Raw genomic sequence first — 16,579 nt, 5'->3', positions numbered from 1 at the left:
GAGGCGCTGTCGTCCGCGCCAGCGATCGTGATCGTCAGCGTCGCCGGCGAGGTGTCGCCGTCCGCATCCTGCATCGTATAATGCAGCGTGTAGCTCAGGCTGCTCGACGACGTCAGCGCCTGCGTCGCCGCAAGGCTGTTGTTCAGCGTATAGCTCCAGGTGCCGTTGCCGTTCTGCACCAGCGTGCCGTAGGTGTTGAGGCCCGCAATCGCCGTCGCGTCGGCGGCGGCATCCCACGCCACGAAGCCCGTCGGCGCGTCCGCGCCCGAGGCGTCGTTCGCCAGCACGTTCCCGGACACCAGGCCCGCGCCGTCCTCGGTCACTCCGGACGGCCCGTCATTGGCCGCCAGCGGCACGTCGTCCTGCACGGTGACGTTGACCGTCCCCGTCGTGATGTCGCCGTCAGTGTCGGCGGCAACCACGCCCACGCTGCCGATCGAACTGATCTGCGCGCCATTCGCCAGAACATGCTGCAGGTTGTCGCTCAGCGTCGCCGTCACCGTGACCGTGCCGGTTGCTCCCGCCGCAATCGAGGCCGGCGCACTCAGGTCCAGCGTCACCGCAAGCCGCGCGTGACCCGCGTCGAGATAGCCCTTGATCTGCGTTGTCGATACCAGGTTCCAGAAGATGTCCTGGCCGCCCGTCCCGTTCAGGTCAGTCACCAGACCGGCCGTGCTCGTGAACGCAAACGACGTCAGATTGTCCGAACCCGCCGTAAACGACAGCGATGGTGTGCTGTCCACTTCCGACGTCAGCCCCGGATTCGAGCCTGTCGCACCTCCCGTCAACAGCGCAGCCTCGTTCAGCTCCAGCGTCACCGCCACCGGCGTCGCCGCAACCGCCCCGTCGTTGATCGTGATCGCCTGCGTCGCCGTCGAGGTGTCGCCGTCGCCGTCCGTGATCCGGTAGGTGAAGCCGGCGCTGATGCCGGAAGCATTGTTCAGGTTCGCGTTCGGATCGAACGACCAAGTGCCGTCCGCCTGGAACGTGTAAGTGCCATTGGCGTTCGACAGCACGGTCGCTCCGATCGCCGCTATCGCCTGGAAGCCGCTGCCGATATTGACCGCGGTCACCGTCGCGCCGTCCGCTCCCTGCGTGTCGTTGGCCAGAAGATTGGTTCCGGGAGTGATGCCATCGGTCTCCACGACCGTCAGCCCAGGCCCCGCTGCCGCCGTCGGAACGTCGTCCACGATGGCGATATTGACCGATGACGTCGCAGAGTCGCCGTCGACGTCCGTGACAATCACGCTCAGGCTTTCGAGCAAGGTATTGCTACCTTGCACCAACGCATGCTGTTCGTTGTCAAGAAGGGTATAGCTATAGCTTACCGTGGTGCCATCGAACCCGGTGACCGCGAAAGTATTGCCGGTTGCCGTCAGGAAGGACGTGGCTGCAAAAAAGCCGTTCGTGACGATGGCGTGACCATCGATCGTCAAATCGTCCAGCCCGTCCGGGGTCGAAACCGTAAACGTTCCCGTCTTTGTGAGAGTGGCGGAATTCGGGCTCGAGCCGTCCGACTCGCCGACCGCCCGGCTTGCCGACAGATCGTTCTCCAGGACGGTGACGTCGCCGCCCTGCGCGCCGATGCCCGAGATCGTCACGCCCCGATCGGAGATGCTGACTGTCAGCGTCGCGGTCGAGAAATCGCCATCGCCGTCGGTCAGCGTGTATGTAAACACGTCGTTGGCGACGACCGGCGAACCGTTAAAGCGCGTGTAAGTGTAGTTGCCGTTCTCGTTAATGACCAGCGTGCCGTATTGGCCGGTGACCTGGAAGTTGAGCGAACCGTCCGGTGACACATCGGTGGTAACGCCGGCGACCTCGGTGATCTTCGCCCCGTCGGTACCCTTGGTATCGGCATTGCCGTCGGTCGCGTTGGCGTCGAAGCCGACCGCGATATCCACGCCGGTAATCGCGTTGCCGGTCGCGGTGAGCACCGCGCCGTTGGCGGAATCGACGTCGTTGACCGCAAGCGGTCCATCGTCCTGGAACTGGACCTGCAGCGCCACGCCGGACACGACGCTCGTCGAGTCGCCATCAAAATCCGTAAGCGTGGCCTTGATGTGAAGGGCGGCCGTAACCGACGCTATGTCGTCGTGCGTGGCTGGGCTCGATCCGTCGAGACTGTGGGCGATCGGCTGATACTGGCCGATCCAGACGAAACCGTCGCTATCGACGTAGACCTTGAATATTTCGGTCTGGCCGACGGAACCAACCACGGCCCCGTTTACGTCGGTGGACAGCATGATGTGGCTGCCGTCCAGCGTCGTCAGGCCGGAATCAACCGAAGTGATCGGATTCCCGGCGCTGTCGGTAATCGCGAACGAATAGGTGCCCTCTTCGTCGGCGCCGACGCTGCCTGCGAACAACGAGCCGGTAGCAAGCACGCTGGTCGGCGATTTCGCGTAACCGATGGCATTCGCTTCAGCGATCGCGCCAGGCGGAACATCAACCAATGGATTGACGTCATTGGCGGCGTTCGGATCGGCCGCGGTATTCACTCCGGGGCTCTCGTCTTCACTGATCTTGAACGTCTCGGTGACTACGGTTGTCGTCGTGATCGTCGATTCGATTCCGAAGACCTTGAACGAGCCACCGTCGGTGAACGTGACGGGGCTGCCGAGCGATGTCGTGTTGAACTGATAATCGTCGTAATTTCCGACGTTCAGCGTGTCGAAAACCGCGCCCCCCTGGCCGGTAGCGACAACCGTCGCAAGATCCGGCACGCCGTGCAGGACGTAGCCCACCTGCACGCCGCCCTGAAACACGGCGGTCGCCGCGAACGGCGAGCCGTCCACTGTGAAGTTCAGCGCAGCGAAATTATCGCTCACGCCGTCCGTTGCCGACACGAACACAACCGCGCTTTCGATGCCATGGGCTTCCGCCACATCGATCTTGAAGCTGGCGGAGCCGACTTGGTAAGTATTGGTATTTGGAACACCGACAACAAAATTGCTGAGGAATTCCATTGTCAGGATCTCGGGGCCGGAATCCTGCCCCTGCGACTCGAAGCCGTCAACGCTCTGAGCATCGCCAACACCGATCTTGATGCCGGTCGTGTTGACGCTGTCATCATTGTCGTTCAGATCGACGCCACTCAGCCTGATATCATGATCGTTCTGGCCATCCATGCCGCGGACATCGGTGTTGCCCGCCTGCAGCGTGTAGCTAAACGTCTCAGTGGTAGTAACCGTCGTCTCATTCGGCGCACGCGCGGTGATAACCGGAATATCGTCGAGCACTGAAACGGTGAACGTGCCAGCACCGAGAGAAACGCTGTCGCCGTCGCCGTCTGTCGCCACCACATAGGACGACAGGTCAATGGCCTGGGTGTTTTCCGTGTTGTCGCCGACTTGCGCGCCATCCAGCGTCGGGTGGTCGATCTGGTCCTTGAGCGTGAACGTGTAAGATCCGTCTGAACCGACCGTCAGTGTGAACACTTCACGATCGCCGCCGTCGAAGCCCGGCGTAAGGTTATCGACATAGCCGTGCAAGCCGTCTGCGTCGGTTACGATGAGAATTGGCTTGCCGCCCGAAGTCAGCCCACTATCGACCGGTACGGCGATGGGCTTGAGACCGAAACTGCCAAAACCATCGGTGCCGAAATTGATCAGCGCGCCGAGTGTTCCAAACACAGCAGAGGTCGCGACGGCGGATTCGTTGCCATCGACTTCGCCGTCGCGGGAATTATCGAGATTGGAATCCGACAGACCCGGCGCATGCAGGCCATCTTCGTCAACGTTCGCAACAATTGTCCCGGACGCGACCGTAGTCGGACCGTCATCATCGAACGCGATGAACGAATTCTCGTTGCCGATCAGATTGACCTGGACTGATGAACTGGCCTGATCGCCGTCACCATCGGTCGCCGTCGTGGTGAGCTGCAGGTTGAGCGTGCCCTCACCAACGAGGCGCAGGAACGTCTGCTCGTCGAAGACTGATGGATTTTCCGAACCGCCATGGTCGATCGCCAGGAACTGGTCCACCGTAATCTTGGCTGTCGCCGGATCGCTGCCACCCTCAAGGGTGATGCGGAAGGCGACGAACTCGTCGCCAGCAGCGGCCGTGCCAGCAATCCGTCCCTCAACCGTGTTGGCGTCTATTTGGACAAGTACAATCGCGCGTTCGGCCGCGGAAAGGCCTTCGAGCTGAGTGCCTTCCAGCGCCGTCGCAGTGAGATTCGTGGCAACGCTTTCATCCGAAAGAACCAGCGTCAAAACGTTGCTGATGCCACCCTTCGCCCCGGCACCGTCCGTTCCAAAATCGACGTTTGCGGCCGCGAACAGGTCGCCCAGCGCACCCGCCGAGGTCGACAACTCACCGATCGCCTGGCCCTGAACCGGCGTCGTCGACACCGTGATCGTGGAGATGCCGGTGTCGTCCAGACCGCCGTTCGACGGCCCGCCGTTCGATTCAGCTTCGGCGCTGGGCAGCAACGCGGCGTTGTAGTGATCGGCGCCGATCGTCTCGTCGAGATTGAGTGTTGCCAGAGACGACGTCTCTCCTCCACCCTCTCCATGTGTGATCGTCGGACCGTCATCATCGAACGCGATGAACGAGTTCTCGTTGCCGATCAGATTGACCTGGATTGATGAACCGACCTGATCGCCGTCGCCATCGGTCGCCGTGGTGGTGAGCTGCAGGTTGAGCGTGCCCTCGCCGACCAGATTCAGGAGCGTCTGCTCGTCGAAAACCGATGGATTCTCCGAACTGCCATGGTCGATCGCCAGGAACTGATCGACCGTGATCGTGGCTGTGGCCGGATCGCTGCCGCCCTCGAGGGTGATGCGGAAGGCGACGAACTCGTCGCCGGCAGCGACCGTGCCGGCAATTCTGCCCTCGATCGTGTCGGCATCCACCTGAACCAGTACAATAGCGCGTTCGGCTGCGGACATGCCGGCGAGCGCGGTGCCCTCCAGCGCGGTTGCCGTCAGCGTCGTGGCAACGCTTTCTTCCGAAAGAACCAGCGTTAATACGTTGCTGATACCACTCTCAGGCCCGGCACCATCCGTTCCAAAATCGACGTTCGCGGCCGCGAACAGGTCGGCCAGCGCACCCGCCGAGGTCGACAACTCACCGATCGCCTGGCCCTGAACCGGCGTCGTCGACACCGTGACTGTGGAAACGCCAGTGTCGTCGAGACCGCCGTTCGACGGCCCACCATTCGATTCACCTTCGGCGCTCGGCAGCAACGCAGCGTTGTAGCGATCGGCGCCGATCGTCTCGTCGAGATTGAGTGTTGCCAGAGACGACGTCTCTCCGACCTCTCCATGTGTGACCGTCGGACCGTCATCGTCGAACGCGATGAACGAGTTCTCGTTGCCGATCAGATTGACCTGGACTGATGAACTGGCTTGATCGCCGTCGCCATCGGTGACCGTGCTGGTGAGCTGCAGGTTGAGCGTGCCCTCGCCGACCAGATTCAGGAACGTCTGCTCGTCCAGAACTGACGGATTCTCCGAACCGCCATGGTCGATCGCCAGGAACTGGTCGACCGTAATCTTGGCTGTCGCCGGATCGCTGCCACCCTCGAGGGTGATGCGGAAGGCGACGAACTCGTCGCCTTCGGCGGCTGTGCCAGCGATACGTCCTTCGAGCGTAGTGGCGTTCACCTGAACCAGTACAATCGCCCGTTCGGCTGCGGACATGCCGGCAAGCGCGGTGCCCTCCAGCGCGGTCGCCGTCAGAGTCGTGGCGACACTTTCTCCCGAAAGAACCAGCGTTAGTGCGTTGCTGATGCCGCCCTGCGGCCCGGCGCCATCCGTTCCAAAATCGACATTCGCGGCCGCGAACAGATTGGCCAGCGCTCCCGCCGGGGTCGACAATTCACCGATCGCCTGGGTTTGGGCCGGCGTCGTCGACACCGTGATTGTGGAAACGCCGGTGTCGTCGAGACTGCCGTTCGACGGCCCACCATTCGATTCACCTTCGGCGCTCGGCAGCAACGCAGCGTTGTAGCGATCGGCGCCGATCGTCTCGTCGAGATTGAGCGTTGTCAGAGACGGGGTCTCCCCGCCCTCTCCACGTGTGATCGTCGGGCCGTCATCGTCGAACGCGATGAACGAAATCTCGTTGCTGACCAGATTGACCTGGACCGGCGAGCTGACCTGGTCGCCGTCGCCATCGGTGACCGTGGTGGTGAGCTGCAGGTTGAGCGTACCCGTACCAACCAGACGCAGGAACGCCTGCTCGTCGAAGACTGATGGATTTTCCGAACCGCCATGGTCGATCGCCAGGAACTGGTCGACCGTAATCTTCGCAGTCGCCGAATCGCTGCCGCCCTCAAGGGTGATACGGAAGGCGACAAACTCGTCGCCGGCAGCGGCCGTGCTGGCAATCCTGCCCTCGATCGTGTCGGCATCCACCTGAACCAGTACGATCGCCCGCTCCGCTGCGGACATGCCGGCAAGCGCGGTGCCCTCCAGCGCGGTTGCCGTCAGCGTCGTGCCGACAGTCCCGTCCGAAAGAACCAGCGTCAAGACGTTAGTGACACCGCCGTTTGCTCCCGGGCCATCGGTCCCGAACGCAATATTTGCAGCGGGAAACAAAGCAGCCAGTGCACCCGCCGAGGTCGACAGTTCACCAATCGCCTGACCCTGGAGGGGTACCGTCGACACCGTGATTGTGGGAACGCCGGTATCGTCGAGGATTCCGTTCGACGGTCCGCCGTTCGATTCGGATTCACCCGAATTGTAGCGGTCGGCCTGCGGACTCTCGCCCTGGCCGATTGTTTCATCGAGTTCAAGAAATCCCGCCGACGAAGGCCGCTCACCGCCGTCATCGCGGCTGATGCTCGGGCCGTCGTCGAGGAATGCCACGCCCAACGAATTGGACGACACCGCCGTAGCGGTAAGTCCGAGACTGTCGGTAACGGTCTGCTGAACGAAGACCACGTTGGCGAGTGAGGCGATGTCGTTTGGATCTGACGTTCCGCCATGCTGGATCGCCTCGTACTGGGCGACATTGAGGAGGAGCGTGTCGGGATCCAGATAGAGCTGGAATGCGACCGCACCGCCCGCGTTGGCGACGTTGCCGTTACCTTCGCGACCAACGATCAGATTGCCCTCGGTGAAGAGGAAAATCGTGTTTCCGGTTATCGTCGCCTGTAGCCCGGAGGCTACGCCATTGAACGCTCCGCCCGACGCAGTTGTCAGCGCATAGGTGACGGACCCTGCTCCGTTTGTCCCGAAGTCTACTGTCGTAGAGGCAATCTCCGAAACAGAACTCTGCGCCCAACCGATCAGTCCATTTTGCTGGAATACCGAAGGCAGCGCGCTTCCCTGATCGTTTGCGCCAAACGCGGTTTGAACATCAAAGGTTTCGTCGTGTATCAGCAATGCATTCGAGAGCGTGAAGCCCGCAGAAGGCGCCGTTGTCGGTGTCGGCGTATCATTCGGTAGTCCTGCAAACTGCTGCAGAGCCGAAGCGAAATTGCCGAGCGACTCCTGCCCGAGGAGGTCGAGCGGACCGCCCGTGCTCAGTTGATCAACAGCGCTGTTGTTGAAGTTCCCGCCGCTCGCCTGAGCATTGCCATTGCCTTCACCGGCCGCAGGCAAGACGGACTGATCCGTCGTGATCGGAAACAGGCTCGCGAATTCGCTGACCGAAACGTCCCGGCCCGGCGCCACCTCGACCGAGAGATTGTTAAGGGCGTCGTGCCTTGAATCGAAGAACGGCTCAACCGTCACCGTCGACTTGTTGTCGAACAGGATGATCAGCTTTTCGCCTACACGTACGAGCGTGATCTTTTCGTTGGCAATGCCGGAGAAGTCGACTTTGACCTTCTGTTCGTATCCGAGATTGACGACGACGGCCTGATCACCGAGCGGTTTCGTTAGCGTGAAGATACGAGGCGCCGCGTTGTTGTTGCCGATTCCCACGCCGGAAGCCTGAGCAACCTGAAAAGGTCCGTTCATGAAATATCTCCGAAGCGAAAGGCAGACGTTTGAATCAAAGATCTAGAAAACTGGCTTCAAAATTGAGCGTTAAGGTATTGTTAACCGCAAGGAGGGTCAACAAAACTGTTTGGTTAATCAATGCTTTCGGTGGGAATGTGGTAAAGACAGCGCACCCGAGGCGAGTCAGCCAGCGGATCGGGAAAAATCAGTAAAACTACGGATCAACGAGGTGCGGTCGCTCACGCCCTTAACCCGTTGTTTTTGTTCAATGGAGAGCTTGCTGGCAAACCCGACGTGGCGTTGGCGTCCCCAATGTCGCAACCAGCGCACGATCTACCAGTCGAAACACGTGCCCATGGACACAGATGAACCAAGGACTGCACGACGGTGATCCTGCGAGCGCCTCGATTGGCCTTCTCCAAGACTCGGGAAGGATGACGGGCTAAGTCTGCGATTGTTCAGGCTGCGGCTACCAAATCGATCGTCGCCAAAGCAGACAGTCAGGCTAAATCAGCGAACTATGACCGGGTAAAACTGGCAGAACAACGAGTCGGCGGAGTACTTCGTTTCCGCCTCATGGAGCCCCCTCGATGCGCACACTATCGCTGGCACTTGTCGCCAGCGCGCAGACTCAAATGGTCGAACGCTCGGTCAAGGCGTTGTCAACAAGGACGCGTAAACGCGGGATCTGCCTAAACGTCCTCCCCGACTGCACGTCGGGTACCTTGCCGACCATTCGGCTGGCCAGCCCCCAACCTCGAGAAAGGTCACGGTCAAAACTCCGGAAGTGAAGGCCACCAACTACAAAACGTGCCTTGCGCTCGAAGTGCCGGCCGACGTCACGTTCTACAAATCACCGCCGGAATTCGCGGGCGACGATGTTTTGACGATTGAAGTCAAGTACCCGGCGGGCGAACGCAAATCCAAAAAATTACAGTGAGCGTATCTGGGGTTGGGGCACAGCAGGAAATCTTACCGTTAGGTGAGCGATGGATCTGGCCCTTGCGTCGGTCTCGGACTGGACCTGAGCCAACACGCACACCGGGCAGACTGCCGAAGATACGTTTGACCTTTTGAGCGATTCTTGCTCTGTTGATCCATATTTTACAGCTAGGGGGCAGCGATGGGCGCGGGATTTGGCAAGTTTGTATTGATTGCAGCCTGCTTCGGATTTGCTGTTGGCATCGGTCCGCAGCCGAGCGCCGCTGCGGACCTCGGCTTGATGACGACGGGCCGAGGCGGCTGTTCCGAAATTGTCTTCGCTTGCGAGAACGGCCGGGAGTATCCGCTTTGTCCGATCGCCGTAAGTATCGTTGGTGAGGTTGTTACCGCTTCCCTGTTCACTTCGCCACGCCGCTCGATGCATGTGCGGCTTGTCCCGATGGGTGTGGGGTATCGCTATGCAGGCCGAGGGCTCTGGTTGGACGGCTTCAGGGAAAACGCGCTGCTGAACTTCGGCAAGCACAACCAGGTCGCTTGTACAATTCAGCGTTCCTGATCTGATCAAGAAAACAACTTCCAGAGCGAACTGAGAATGATCAGACGCGCAATCTGGCATTAACCCCGTGTTCGCAAGACCACGCGACGCGATCGCGGATACATGTATGCCTTGGGATTAACATAGACCGGACAGTGATTGTCCCAATGATATTGCTGCCAATTCCACTTCCAGCACCCGGGTTGTATCTCGGGGTCATATCCCCAATTCAGGCGATACGGTTCATCTCCGAAGGGATAGGTGCCGCAGTAGGCGCCGCTGCTTGAAAGAACAACAATCGAAAAAGCCGCGCCGATGATTGCAAAGAATGATTTTCGCATAAAAAAACCTCGATGCTGGAGGGCGCTCACCAAAGAGTGCCAAATGGCTTGACGCTTATCAAGCGCTTTAGTGATACCTATACCGCCGTTGTGATACCTAGACCGCCGTTCTAAACGCTTTGAGACTTTCGAGGAGCTGTCTCGATTGCTTATCAAACGCATCTGCAAATCGGCGCGCAGCACTAGGACCGAGCCGCGGTAGAAGGCGAAGGGAATGTCTAGGTCGAAAAAGGGGAGACGAATGTAGGCGAAGCCAAATTGGCTATCGGAGTGCACGGCGCCTCCGATAAAGATGTCCGGTCTTCGAGAGCTGCAACCACGTCGATGGCAGGAATTGCGAAGGCTTTGATGTTCCCTCGCCGATCATTCGCCGCATGGTGAACACGCCGCCCGGCGAAGTGGAATGGCTTACTCTTGCAGATCTTCGATCGATGGGAGCGAATGTCAGTCGCGCCGAGCCAGAGCGATAAAGGAGCCAGGTGACCGGCGATGAACACGCTAACCGCTGCAGAGACGCTTACCGTTCCTCACCCTAGGCGCCGCTGCCGTAGCTGCGTGGATCACCTACGTCGTTTTTCCAATCCCGCCACAGCTTATCGAAGCAAATCAGCAAATGCCGACTGCGTCTAAATCGACAGGTCGTCAGGATTCGGCGTCATCGAGCGTTCAGACACCCAGCACAGAAGACGACGTGACCGCCTATCAACGAGCCGCGGAGGCTATCCTGAAGGCATGCCAGGTTCCGCCATTTGCGGAGCTAGCGCGTCGCCGCCTCAGTGGCGGCCTCTTTCGCTAACCGACTCTTAGGTTTTCCGCGGATGTTTTGCCGCGGTTTTCGGTTTCCTCGTAGCTAACCTTTGCCCTCGTTGAGGCTGCTTAAACCGGCTCGCTCCACAGCCGAGATGTGCACGAAGACATCCTTGCCGCCGTTGTCCGGCGGAATAAACCCATAACCCTTGGCCGAGTTGAACCACTTCACAGTACCAGTGGCCACGTCCGCACTCCCCGTTTGAACCAATGGCGACAAACCTAGATTGGTTGTGGCGCGCTGCAAGAAACTAAGCAACCGCGGAAGGCCGCATCCGGTCCCGCGCCCGACGACGTCGGCCGCGCCGGTTTACGACAACTAGCCTAACCGGCGTCAACGCCTGCGGCGATACCGGCATGGCAACAGCGGCTTCTGTCGGCTGTTCGTTATCCGCCGTCACCTGGATCGGGGTTTCGACCGAAGCGAGAAACACTCGACCGGCATCGGTGATTTGCCAGCCCGCATCATCGCGCAGGACGAATGATTGACTGAATATTTCGAGGCCTGGGGCGCGCGCAGCAAGGCGTTTTGTTCGGTCGGTCCAGTCCCGTCCGCTCGACATTAGAATGGCGACCGCGCGCGTGAGCTCGGCGAGTGAGGCGCGTCCGCCCGGGTGACCGGCTAATACCTTCAATACTGTAATTTGAAAACTCACCACACGCCCCGAGACGCAACGGAAGTTTTGTAAGAAGCAAAAGCTATCTCGCGCTCTCCGCCAGGTCTGCCGAATTGTGAACTTACACCCGACGGGCGAACACTTTTGAGGCTGGTGTGCTAAGTACGCAACACCGGTAGTATTACCAGGTTTTCCCGAATCGCCTTTTCCGCAAGGGAACCGGCTGGTAGCTTTCGGATGCGCGCTCCCGCAGAGCGCGGGGTTTTATAAATCACGCCTCCATCAACCCTAAAACGCCGGTGGCGGTTGGACGGTGCAGCCGATGATCCGCGATGATCGGGGAACCAACCGATACTTTGAAGTCGGTCTGCTTGTTGCCGCCCTCGTTGGGGTTGGCATGATGGTATATTGGGGCTTGACGTAAGACCGCCTCAGTTGTCGGCCTTCCGGTCCAAGGCTCGCCCCTCGTCCGGCTGCTTAATCTGACGCTCCAACCGCCATAGTGCTGGGGCCGTTGCCTAGCTGCTAAGACCGCGCCTCAATGGGTCATGACAAACCCGCCGCCCTCAGCCCGAACGGTCTGACTGCTGGCACGTCTTTTATGGTGACGTTCAGGTCGGCACGAGCCGGTCAAAGCCAAGCGATGGCGATGGGACTGCATTTTCTATTCGTCATCACATCGTGGCCACACCCGCAGCGGCTACGCATCATGCTTCGATGAGGCGCGAGCCGGCTTCGAAACCGCGTGACCGTGTCACGTCTACGAAAATATCCTCTGTTTTCAGATAGTTAGCCGTTTCAATTCGCACAATTTACACTTTATGCGAGCATTCACTACTTTTTGCCTTTTTGCCGTTTTGACTTTTTGGGAGCCTCGATCTGTAGCGTAGGGGCGTTCTTCAACTGCTTCTCGCTGGATCCCGTGACTTGCTTCATGAACTTCATTTGAGCGAGCCTACGCATCGCGCGATCGACCATCGCGTCCAACCGCTCTTCCAGAGCGATGTCTTCGATTATTAGATCAGTCGTCATAAACTCTGCAGCCTTAGCGGCGAGATAATCGGGACTATCCATCTCAGCGCGCGCGCGAGGCAGCAATACGTCGTCTACTTCGCGCTTTACTGCCCGGACCCATTCTGGGGTTGTTGAATATTTCTCCTTTGGTACCTCACGCTTCAAATGGTTCGAGAACTCGTCGCCAACCATGCTTATCTTCAGTTCGAGCAATCTTTCGTCTAACGTTCCATACAATGAAGAACTAAAGCCAACGAGATGTTGAACTTTGCCATCGTAGCGCGGGCGACCATCAGATTTCGGCCTATGCTTCAAAGCGTATATGCTGCCCTCTTGCTTGGTATCGAAAAACGGGCGAGGCATTTCGGACAGCAGTTCTAATTCTTTGTGTTGCAAAGCCGCTAACGTATCTAGGTTGCGTTTATCGCGGATCCGACGCTTCCGCCAAATGCATGTCAGGATAGTATAGACAGCATCTTCCTCAAGCGCGCCCGTCGGATCCCACTCCTCCCTGAGGCTGCGGTGCAAGGCGTCGAATTCGTCAGCATCCTCCCACGGAAACAAGACAGTTTTGGAAAAGCCACCATGCTTGTAGGCGCTGGGGGGGCGAAACGGTTTCTTTGCCAAATCTCGTTCCTAACAATGTATTCGCATTTGTGAAAAACCATTTTCATGGCAACCTTCAGAAGGCCGGTTCATTAGGGAGCGTAGGATCGCCACGCTAAAGAAGAATTCCAAAAGCCGGCTGAAGAAAGATGTGACAACCAACAGACGCCACCTCAGCGGTAAGAAAACCAAATCGCCAGAAAAGCCAAGCCTTAAAAAGGCCCGGTACAACGTAGCGCAACAGATCGTAAGTAAGCGATAGAAATGAAATCTGTTCTGAAGAAATGGCGAACGTGTTAATGTCGATTGACCAATTGCGCCACTCCCACCGCGGTGACTATCAATGATGGAGAACTTCTTTTCGGACCGCCCGCAAAGAAATCAGATAAAGCAGGCGGGAGAAAACAAACGGTCGATAAATTACTTTTTCGTTGAACGCGCGCAACATGAAATAGGTCATGCGTGTTGGCAGGGACGACGTCTGCAGAAATTTCGTATGTTCAGCAGACAGCAGATGTCGAAACAGGTAGCAGTCCAGGGCAACGACATAGGCAGCCATGATAAGCGCCATCATAATACCAATTAGGGCCCAGCTCGACTGGCTACAGACACCTGATCAGTACCTCTCGCCAGCCAACGGGCCCGCCGGCGGCGAACGAACGCGTTTTCCGCTCTCGCATCGACAAAGTGTGTTGGCCCTGCCGGAGCCCCTACGGCTGCGCGACAAGCAGCACCTTGCATTTCGTCGTGAGGCAGCCCTGCCTGGTGTGCGGGCGGCGGCCCCACGATCCCCATCACCTTTTGCCAGCCCCGCGGGCTGGCCCAGAAGGTTTGCGACGAATTCACCGTCCCACTCTGCCGCGTCCAACACCGCGAGCTCCATTCGTGGTCCAGGACGGGTTTGAAGCCACTAGCGATCGCGCCCGAACCGCTTATATCGAGAACCAATTTGCTGACGCAGCAACTGATCTTGTAAGAGCAGCCGGTCCGGGCTAAGCGAAACCCACGGCATGTTAAGGAACGATTCCAAGTGGCAGAGACTGCAGCATAAATATGCAGATCAGTGCCGCTGCCACAGACGGCGCGAACGGAATGCGCCGGCGACCGCCGGCGGCGACTTGACTTTTTACCCAACCGAGCTTCGCGGCCAAGCTGTGGGCGGTGCTGAAGAGCGCGAGCAGAATTGCAAACGGCAGCGCGCCGGACAAACCGGTCCATAGAAACGCGACCGCCAGGATTTTCACGTCGCCGCCGCCCATCCAGCGCCGGCTGTAAAACGCCAGCAGGAGCGCGAACATCAAAGCGGCGAATGGAACGTTCCACTTTAAATCAGCCCAGTGACCTGTCAGCGCCGTGTAGAGCACAAACAGCGCTGCGAGAGCGAGGATCAGTTCGTTGCGGATCTTGTATTCCCGCAAGTCTGTCCATGCGGCCCAAAACAGCAGGGCGCTGGTGACGACCAGAACGAAATAGGCCCAAATCGGGGGAAAAGCCGTCAAATTTCCGAACGCGCGGCGCGCAGGTAAAGCAGATGCGAAACTGCGAACGACAGCAACGAGGTACCGAGGATGCCGGCCAGCACATAGAAACCTGCCCCTGACGGCACCGCGATAGAGCCCAGGGAGGCCTGGGTGGTAGGCGCCCCGGGGCTTTGCCAGCACAGAAGAAGCAGAGCCGCATATCCGAGGCCGAGGTTACTCGCCACCGCCAACGGAAGTCTGCGCCTTGCGGCAAGCCCATAACATGCCAGCAGGAATATCGGCAGCGCGATACCGATGAGCTGAAAGCTCTGTATGCTAACAACATCGCTCAGCACGTAATAGCTGCGCTGGAAGATCCCGAACATCTTGAGATTGACGAACCAGAGCAGCTCGGAGCTGGGCGCATAAGCCAGCGCCCGGACCGCAAGCTCAGCACTCAGGGTGGCGAGAAACAGCGCCAAGGGCCCAAGAAACTGCAATTTGAAAAGCCGGCTCATGCGAAAGACCTACGCCAGAAAAGTTTACCTTGTCTTAAAGGTTCCAACCCAGCGGAGAGCCAAGTCGAGATAGCGAGGGAAACCGTGCTGGCCCTTCGACTCGACGCAAACTATTACTTTTCAGATGCTTGGAGTGTCAGACGCTTAAAGTTGATTCGGCGGTCTGTCGATCAATTTTCTGCTTAGAGAGCGTTCGGCGATCTTTCGATGAATTTTCGACTGCCATTAAGCAACTGGAGGTTGTTGGCGATCGTGGGATTGCCAGGGTCCAGCTCGTACGCCTTGGCGAACTTCCTGCGCGCCCGGCTCAGGTCCCCGCGCAGCATATAAGAGTATCCTTGATTGTTGAGGATCTGAACGGTTTCGCCCCCCAGGCGGATCGCCTGCGCATAAGCCTGATCGGCAAGGTCGAACCGCCGCAACCGGTCATAGCTCGCGCCCAGCCCGACCCATGCGGTGACATCCTTCGGCGCCTTTTCGACCGCGTCCTTGAAATAGCGCTGAGCGATACCGTAGCTACCGCGGTTGAAGTGCTCCAGGCCCATACGCAACGGTTCGTCAGAGGCGTAGTACTTGACGTCGGTGGGTTCCTGCACGGGGTCCGGCCCCGCCGGGATCGCTGGCGCCACGACGGAGGCGTCCCGCACCGTCGGCGGTGCCTCGACAGCGGTCTCACGTACGGTTTCGCAGGCCGTCAATGCTGTCGCCAGCCAGACGCATACCAGCGATAAAGGAAGGCGCCGCATACCCGTTATCCCCCGCCCCGCCCGGGGCTACTACCCCGCGTTCGAAATATCGTCCGCCAGCTTTACCATGAGCAGGCCTTAAGACCTGTTACCAGCCAGCAACAGGTCGGCATTAGAAAAGGCGCCACATGACCCGATCCCCCCACCCTGGCCCCCAGGCACGAGTTCACTGCACTGTTCGAAATACGGTCATCAACTTAACCATGACCGGAAGCAAGATAACCAAGAGAATTACCGGAAAAATGCAGGTTCCCAACGGAATTACCATTTTTACCGGCAGCTTGTTGGCCTGCTCCTCGGCGCGTAACAGGCGTTTGTCCCGCATCTCGTCGCCGAACACACGGAGCGCATCGCCGACGTCGCTGCCCAGCTCGATCGATTGCCGGAGCGTGCCCACAAACGCACGCGCTTCATCGAGGCCCAGACGATCCGCGAAGGACGCGAGCGCATCGATCGTGCTGCGGCCGGCGCGGGTCTCTGCACCCAGCAGCAGCAGGTTCATGCCGAGCGCGCGACTCTTCTTGATGATCTCTCCGCTGATCCGATCGAGTGCGGCCTCGAGACCAAGACCGGCATCGACGCAGACAACCATCAGATCCAGCAGATCAGGAAACGCGGTCGCATATTCATCGGTCAGGACCCGCTGGCGCCGGGCGATGTAGGCATCCGGACCCAGAATGGCGAGCACCACCATAAGCACCACAAGCCCGAGCTTGGCGAGCGGACCATAGCCAGACAGCAGGATCACTGCGATCGCATAACCGAGCAGCGGCAAAGCAATGACGAGACCAATCCGCCAGAAGATGTAGTAGTTTATTGCGTTGGCGTGGAAGAACCCTGCCCGAAGCAACTCCTGGCGCAGCTTGGATCGTACGGGTCCATCGACCTTGAACCTCTTCTCGTCGAAATATTTTACAACGATCGAATTAAGGCCTTCGAGGAGCTTGGAGCTCGAGTCGCGCTCGCGCAGCGGCGCAGCTATCCGTTGCTGAACCTTGATTTCCCTCACCAGATATTGGCCAGCGACGAATACCAGGCCGCTCACAGCCGCAAAGGCCATGAAAGCGATCAGAACTGGTGAGACTTCGACCATGT

General features: G+C 58.9%; 11 protein-coding genes and 1 pseudogene. 2 read left to right on the top strand and 10 right to left on the bottom strand.

Going from position 1 to position 16,579, the window contains the following annotated elements:
• Positions 1-7,916, bottom strand: a 7,916-nt coding sequence (locus JQ609_RS31855; protein ID WP_212276616.1) for a DUF5801 repeats-in-toxin domain-containing protein, incomplete at its 3' end; no start/stop codon positions are given.
• 769 nt (positions 7,917-8,685) lie between these two features.
• Here JQ609_RS31855 and JQ609_RS31850 point away from each other — a divergent pair.
• Entirely contained in the window at positions 8,686-8,838 is a 153-nt protein-coding gene (locus tag JQ609_RS31850; RefSeq protein WP_249128659.1) for a hypothetical protein, read from the top strand.
• Between the two features lie 183 nt (positions 8,839-9,021).
• The gene (locus JQ609_RS31845; RefSeq protein ID WP_212276615.1) at positions 9,022-9,396 is read left to right on the top strand and encodes a hypothetical protein; all 375 of its coding nucleotides are present in this window, start codon (positions 9,022-9,024) and stop codon (positions 9,394-9,396) included.
• Between the two features lie 59 nt (positions 9,397-9,455).
• On the opposite strand, the gene JQ609_RS35395 is transcribed toward JQ609_RS31845, so the two are convergent.
• The 9 genes and pseudogenes from JQ609_RS35395 to JQ609_RS31800 form a co-directional block, all read right to left on the bottom strand.
• Positions 9,456-9,992: a hypothetical protein gene (locus JQ609_RS35395; RefSeq protein ID WP_249128656.1), complete on the bottom strand. Its 537-nt coding sequence runs from the start codon at positions 9,990-9,992 to the stop codon at positions 9,456-9,458.
• Positions 9,993-10,508: 516 nt separating this feature from the next.
• A pseudogene (locus JQ609_RS31835) lies at positions 10,509-10,710 on the bottom strand (cold-shock protein).
• Positions 10,711-10,774: 64 nt separating this feature from the next.
• The gene (locus tag JQ609_RS31830; RefSeq protein ID WP_212276614.1) at positions 10,775-11,179 is read right to left on the bottom strand and encodes a hypothetical protein; all 405 of its coding nucleotides are present in this window, start codon (positions 11,177-11,179) and stop codon (positions 10,775-10,777) included.
• 795 nt (positions 11,180-11,974) lie between these two features.
• Positions 11,975-12,781 carry a hypothetical protein gene (locus JQ609_RS31825; protein ID WP_212276613.1) on the bottom strand — a complete coding sequence of 269 codons (807 nt, stop codon included), beginning with the start codon at positions 12,779-12,781 and terminating at the stop codon, positions 11,975-11,977.
• 319 nt (positions 12,782-13,100) lie between these two features.
• A complete protein-coding gene (locus JQ609_RS31820) occupies positions 13,101-13,319 on the bottom strand; it encodes a hypothetical protein (protein WP_212276612.1) in 219 nt (72 codons plus the stop codon).
• A gap of 454 nt (positions 13,320-13,773) precedes the next feature.
• Positions 13,774-14,259, bottom strand: coding sequence for a prepilin peptidase (locus JQ609_RS31815; RefSeq protein WP_212276611.1), 486 nt, complete (start codon positions 14,257-14,259; stop codon positions 13,774-13,776).
• Positions 14,256-14,738, bottom strand: a complete 483-nt coding sequence (locus tag JQ609_RS31810; RefSeq protein ID WP_212276610.1) for a hypothetical protein — start codon at positions 14,736-14,738, stop codon at positions 14,256-14,258. Before JQ609_RS31810 ends, JQ609_RS31815 begins: the two co-directional genes overlap by 4 nt.
• Positions 14,739-14,920: 182 nt before the next feature.
• A complete protein-coding gene (locus tag JQ609_RS31805) occupies positions 14,921-15,484 on the bottom strand; it encodes a tetratricopeptide repeat protein (RefSeq protein WP_212276609.1) in 564 nt (187 codons plus the stop codon).
• A gap of 166 nt (positions 15,485-15,650) precedes the next feature.
• Positions 15,651-16,577 (bottom strand): type II secretion system F family protein, encoded by a 927-nt coding sequence (locus tag JQ609_RS31800; RefSeq protein ID WP_212276608.1) that lies wholly within the window; start codon positions 16,575-16,577, stop codon positions 15,651-15,653.
• Positions 16,578-16,579 lie beyond the last annotated feature (2 nt).

This window comes from Bradyrhizobium sp. AUGA SZCCT0169, assembly GCF_018130085.1.
In the GTDB taxonomy this organism is placed as follows: Bacteria; Pseudomonadota; Alphaproteobacteria; order Rhizobiales; family Xanthobacteraceae; genus Bradyrhizobium.
Note: the sequence above shows the minus strand (reverse complement) of the source record. Positions and strands in the feature narration are given on the sequence as shown.

Excerpts from the sequence above, each read along its gene's own strand:
- JQ609_RS31845 (WP_212276615.1), top strand. The coding sequence starts at position 9,022 with ATGGGCGCGGGATTTGGCAAGTTTGTATTGATTGCAGCCTGCTTCGGA.
- JQ609_RS31820 (WP_212276612.1), bottom strand. The coding sequence starts at position 13,319 with ATGGCTGCCTATGTCGTTGCCCTGGACTGCTACCTGTTTCGACATCTG.
- JQ609_RS31810 (WP_212276610.1), bottom strand. The coding sequence starts at position 14,738 with ATGAGCCGGCTTTTCAAATTGCAGTTTCTTGGGCCCTTGGCGCTGTTT.
- JQ609_RS31805 (WP_212276609.1), bottom strand. The coding sequence starts at position 15,484 with ATGCGGCGCCTTCCTTTATCGCTGGTATGCGTCTGGCTGGCGACAGCA.
- JQ609_RS31800 (WP_212276608.1), bottom strand. The coding sequence starts at position 16,577 with ATGGTCGAAGTCTCACCAGTTCTGATCGCTTTCATGGCCTTTGCGGCT.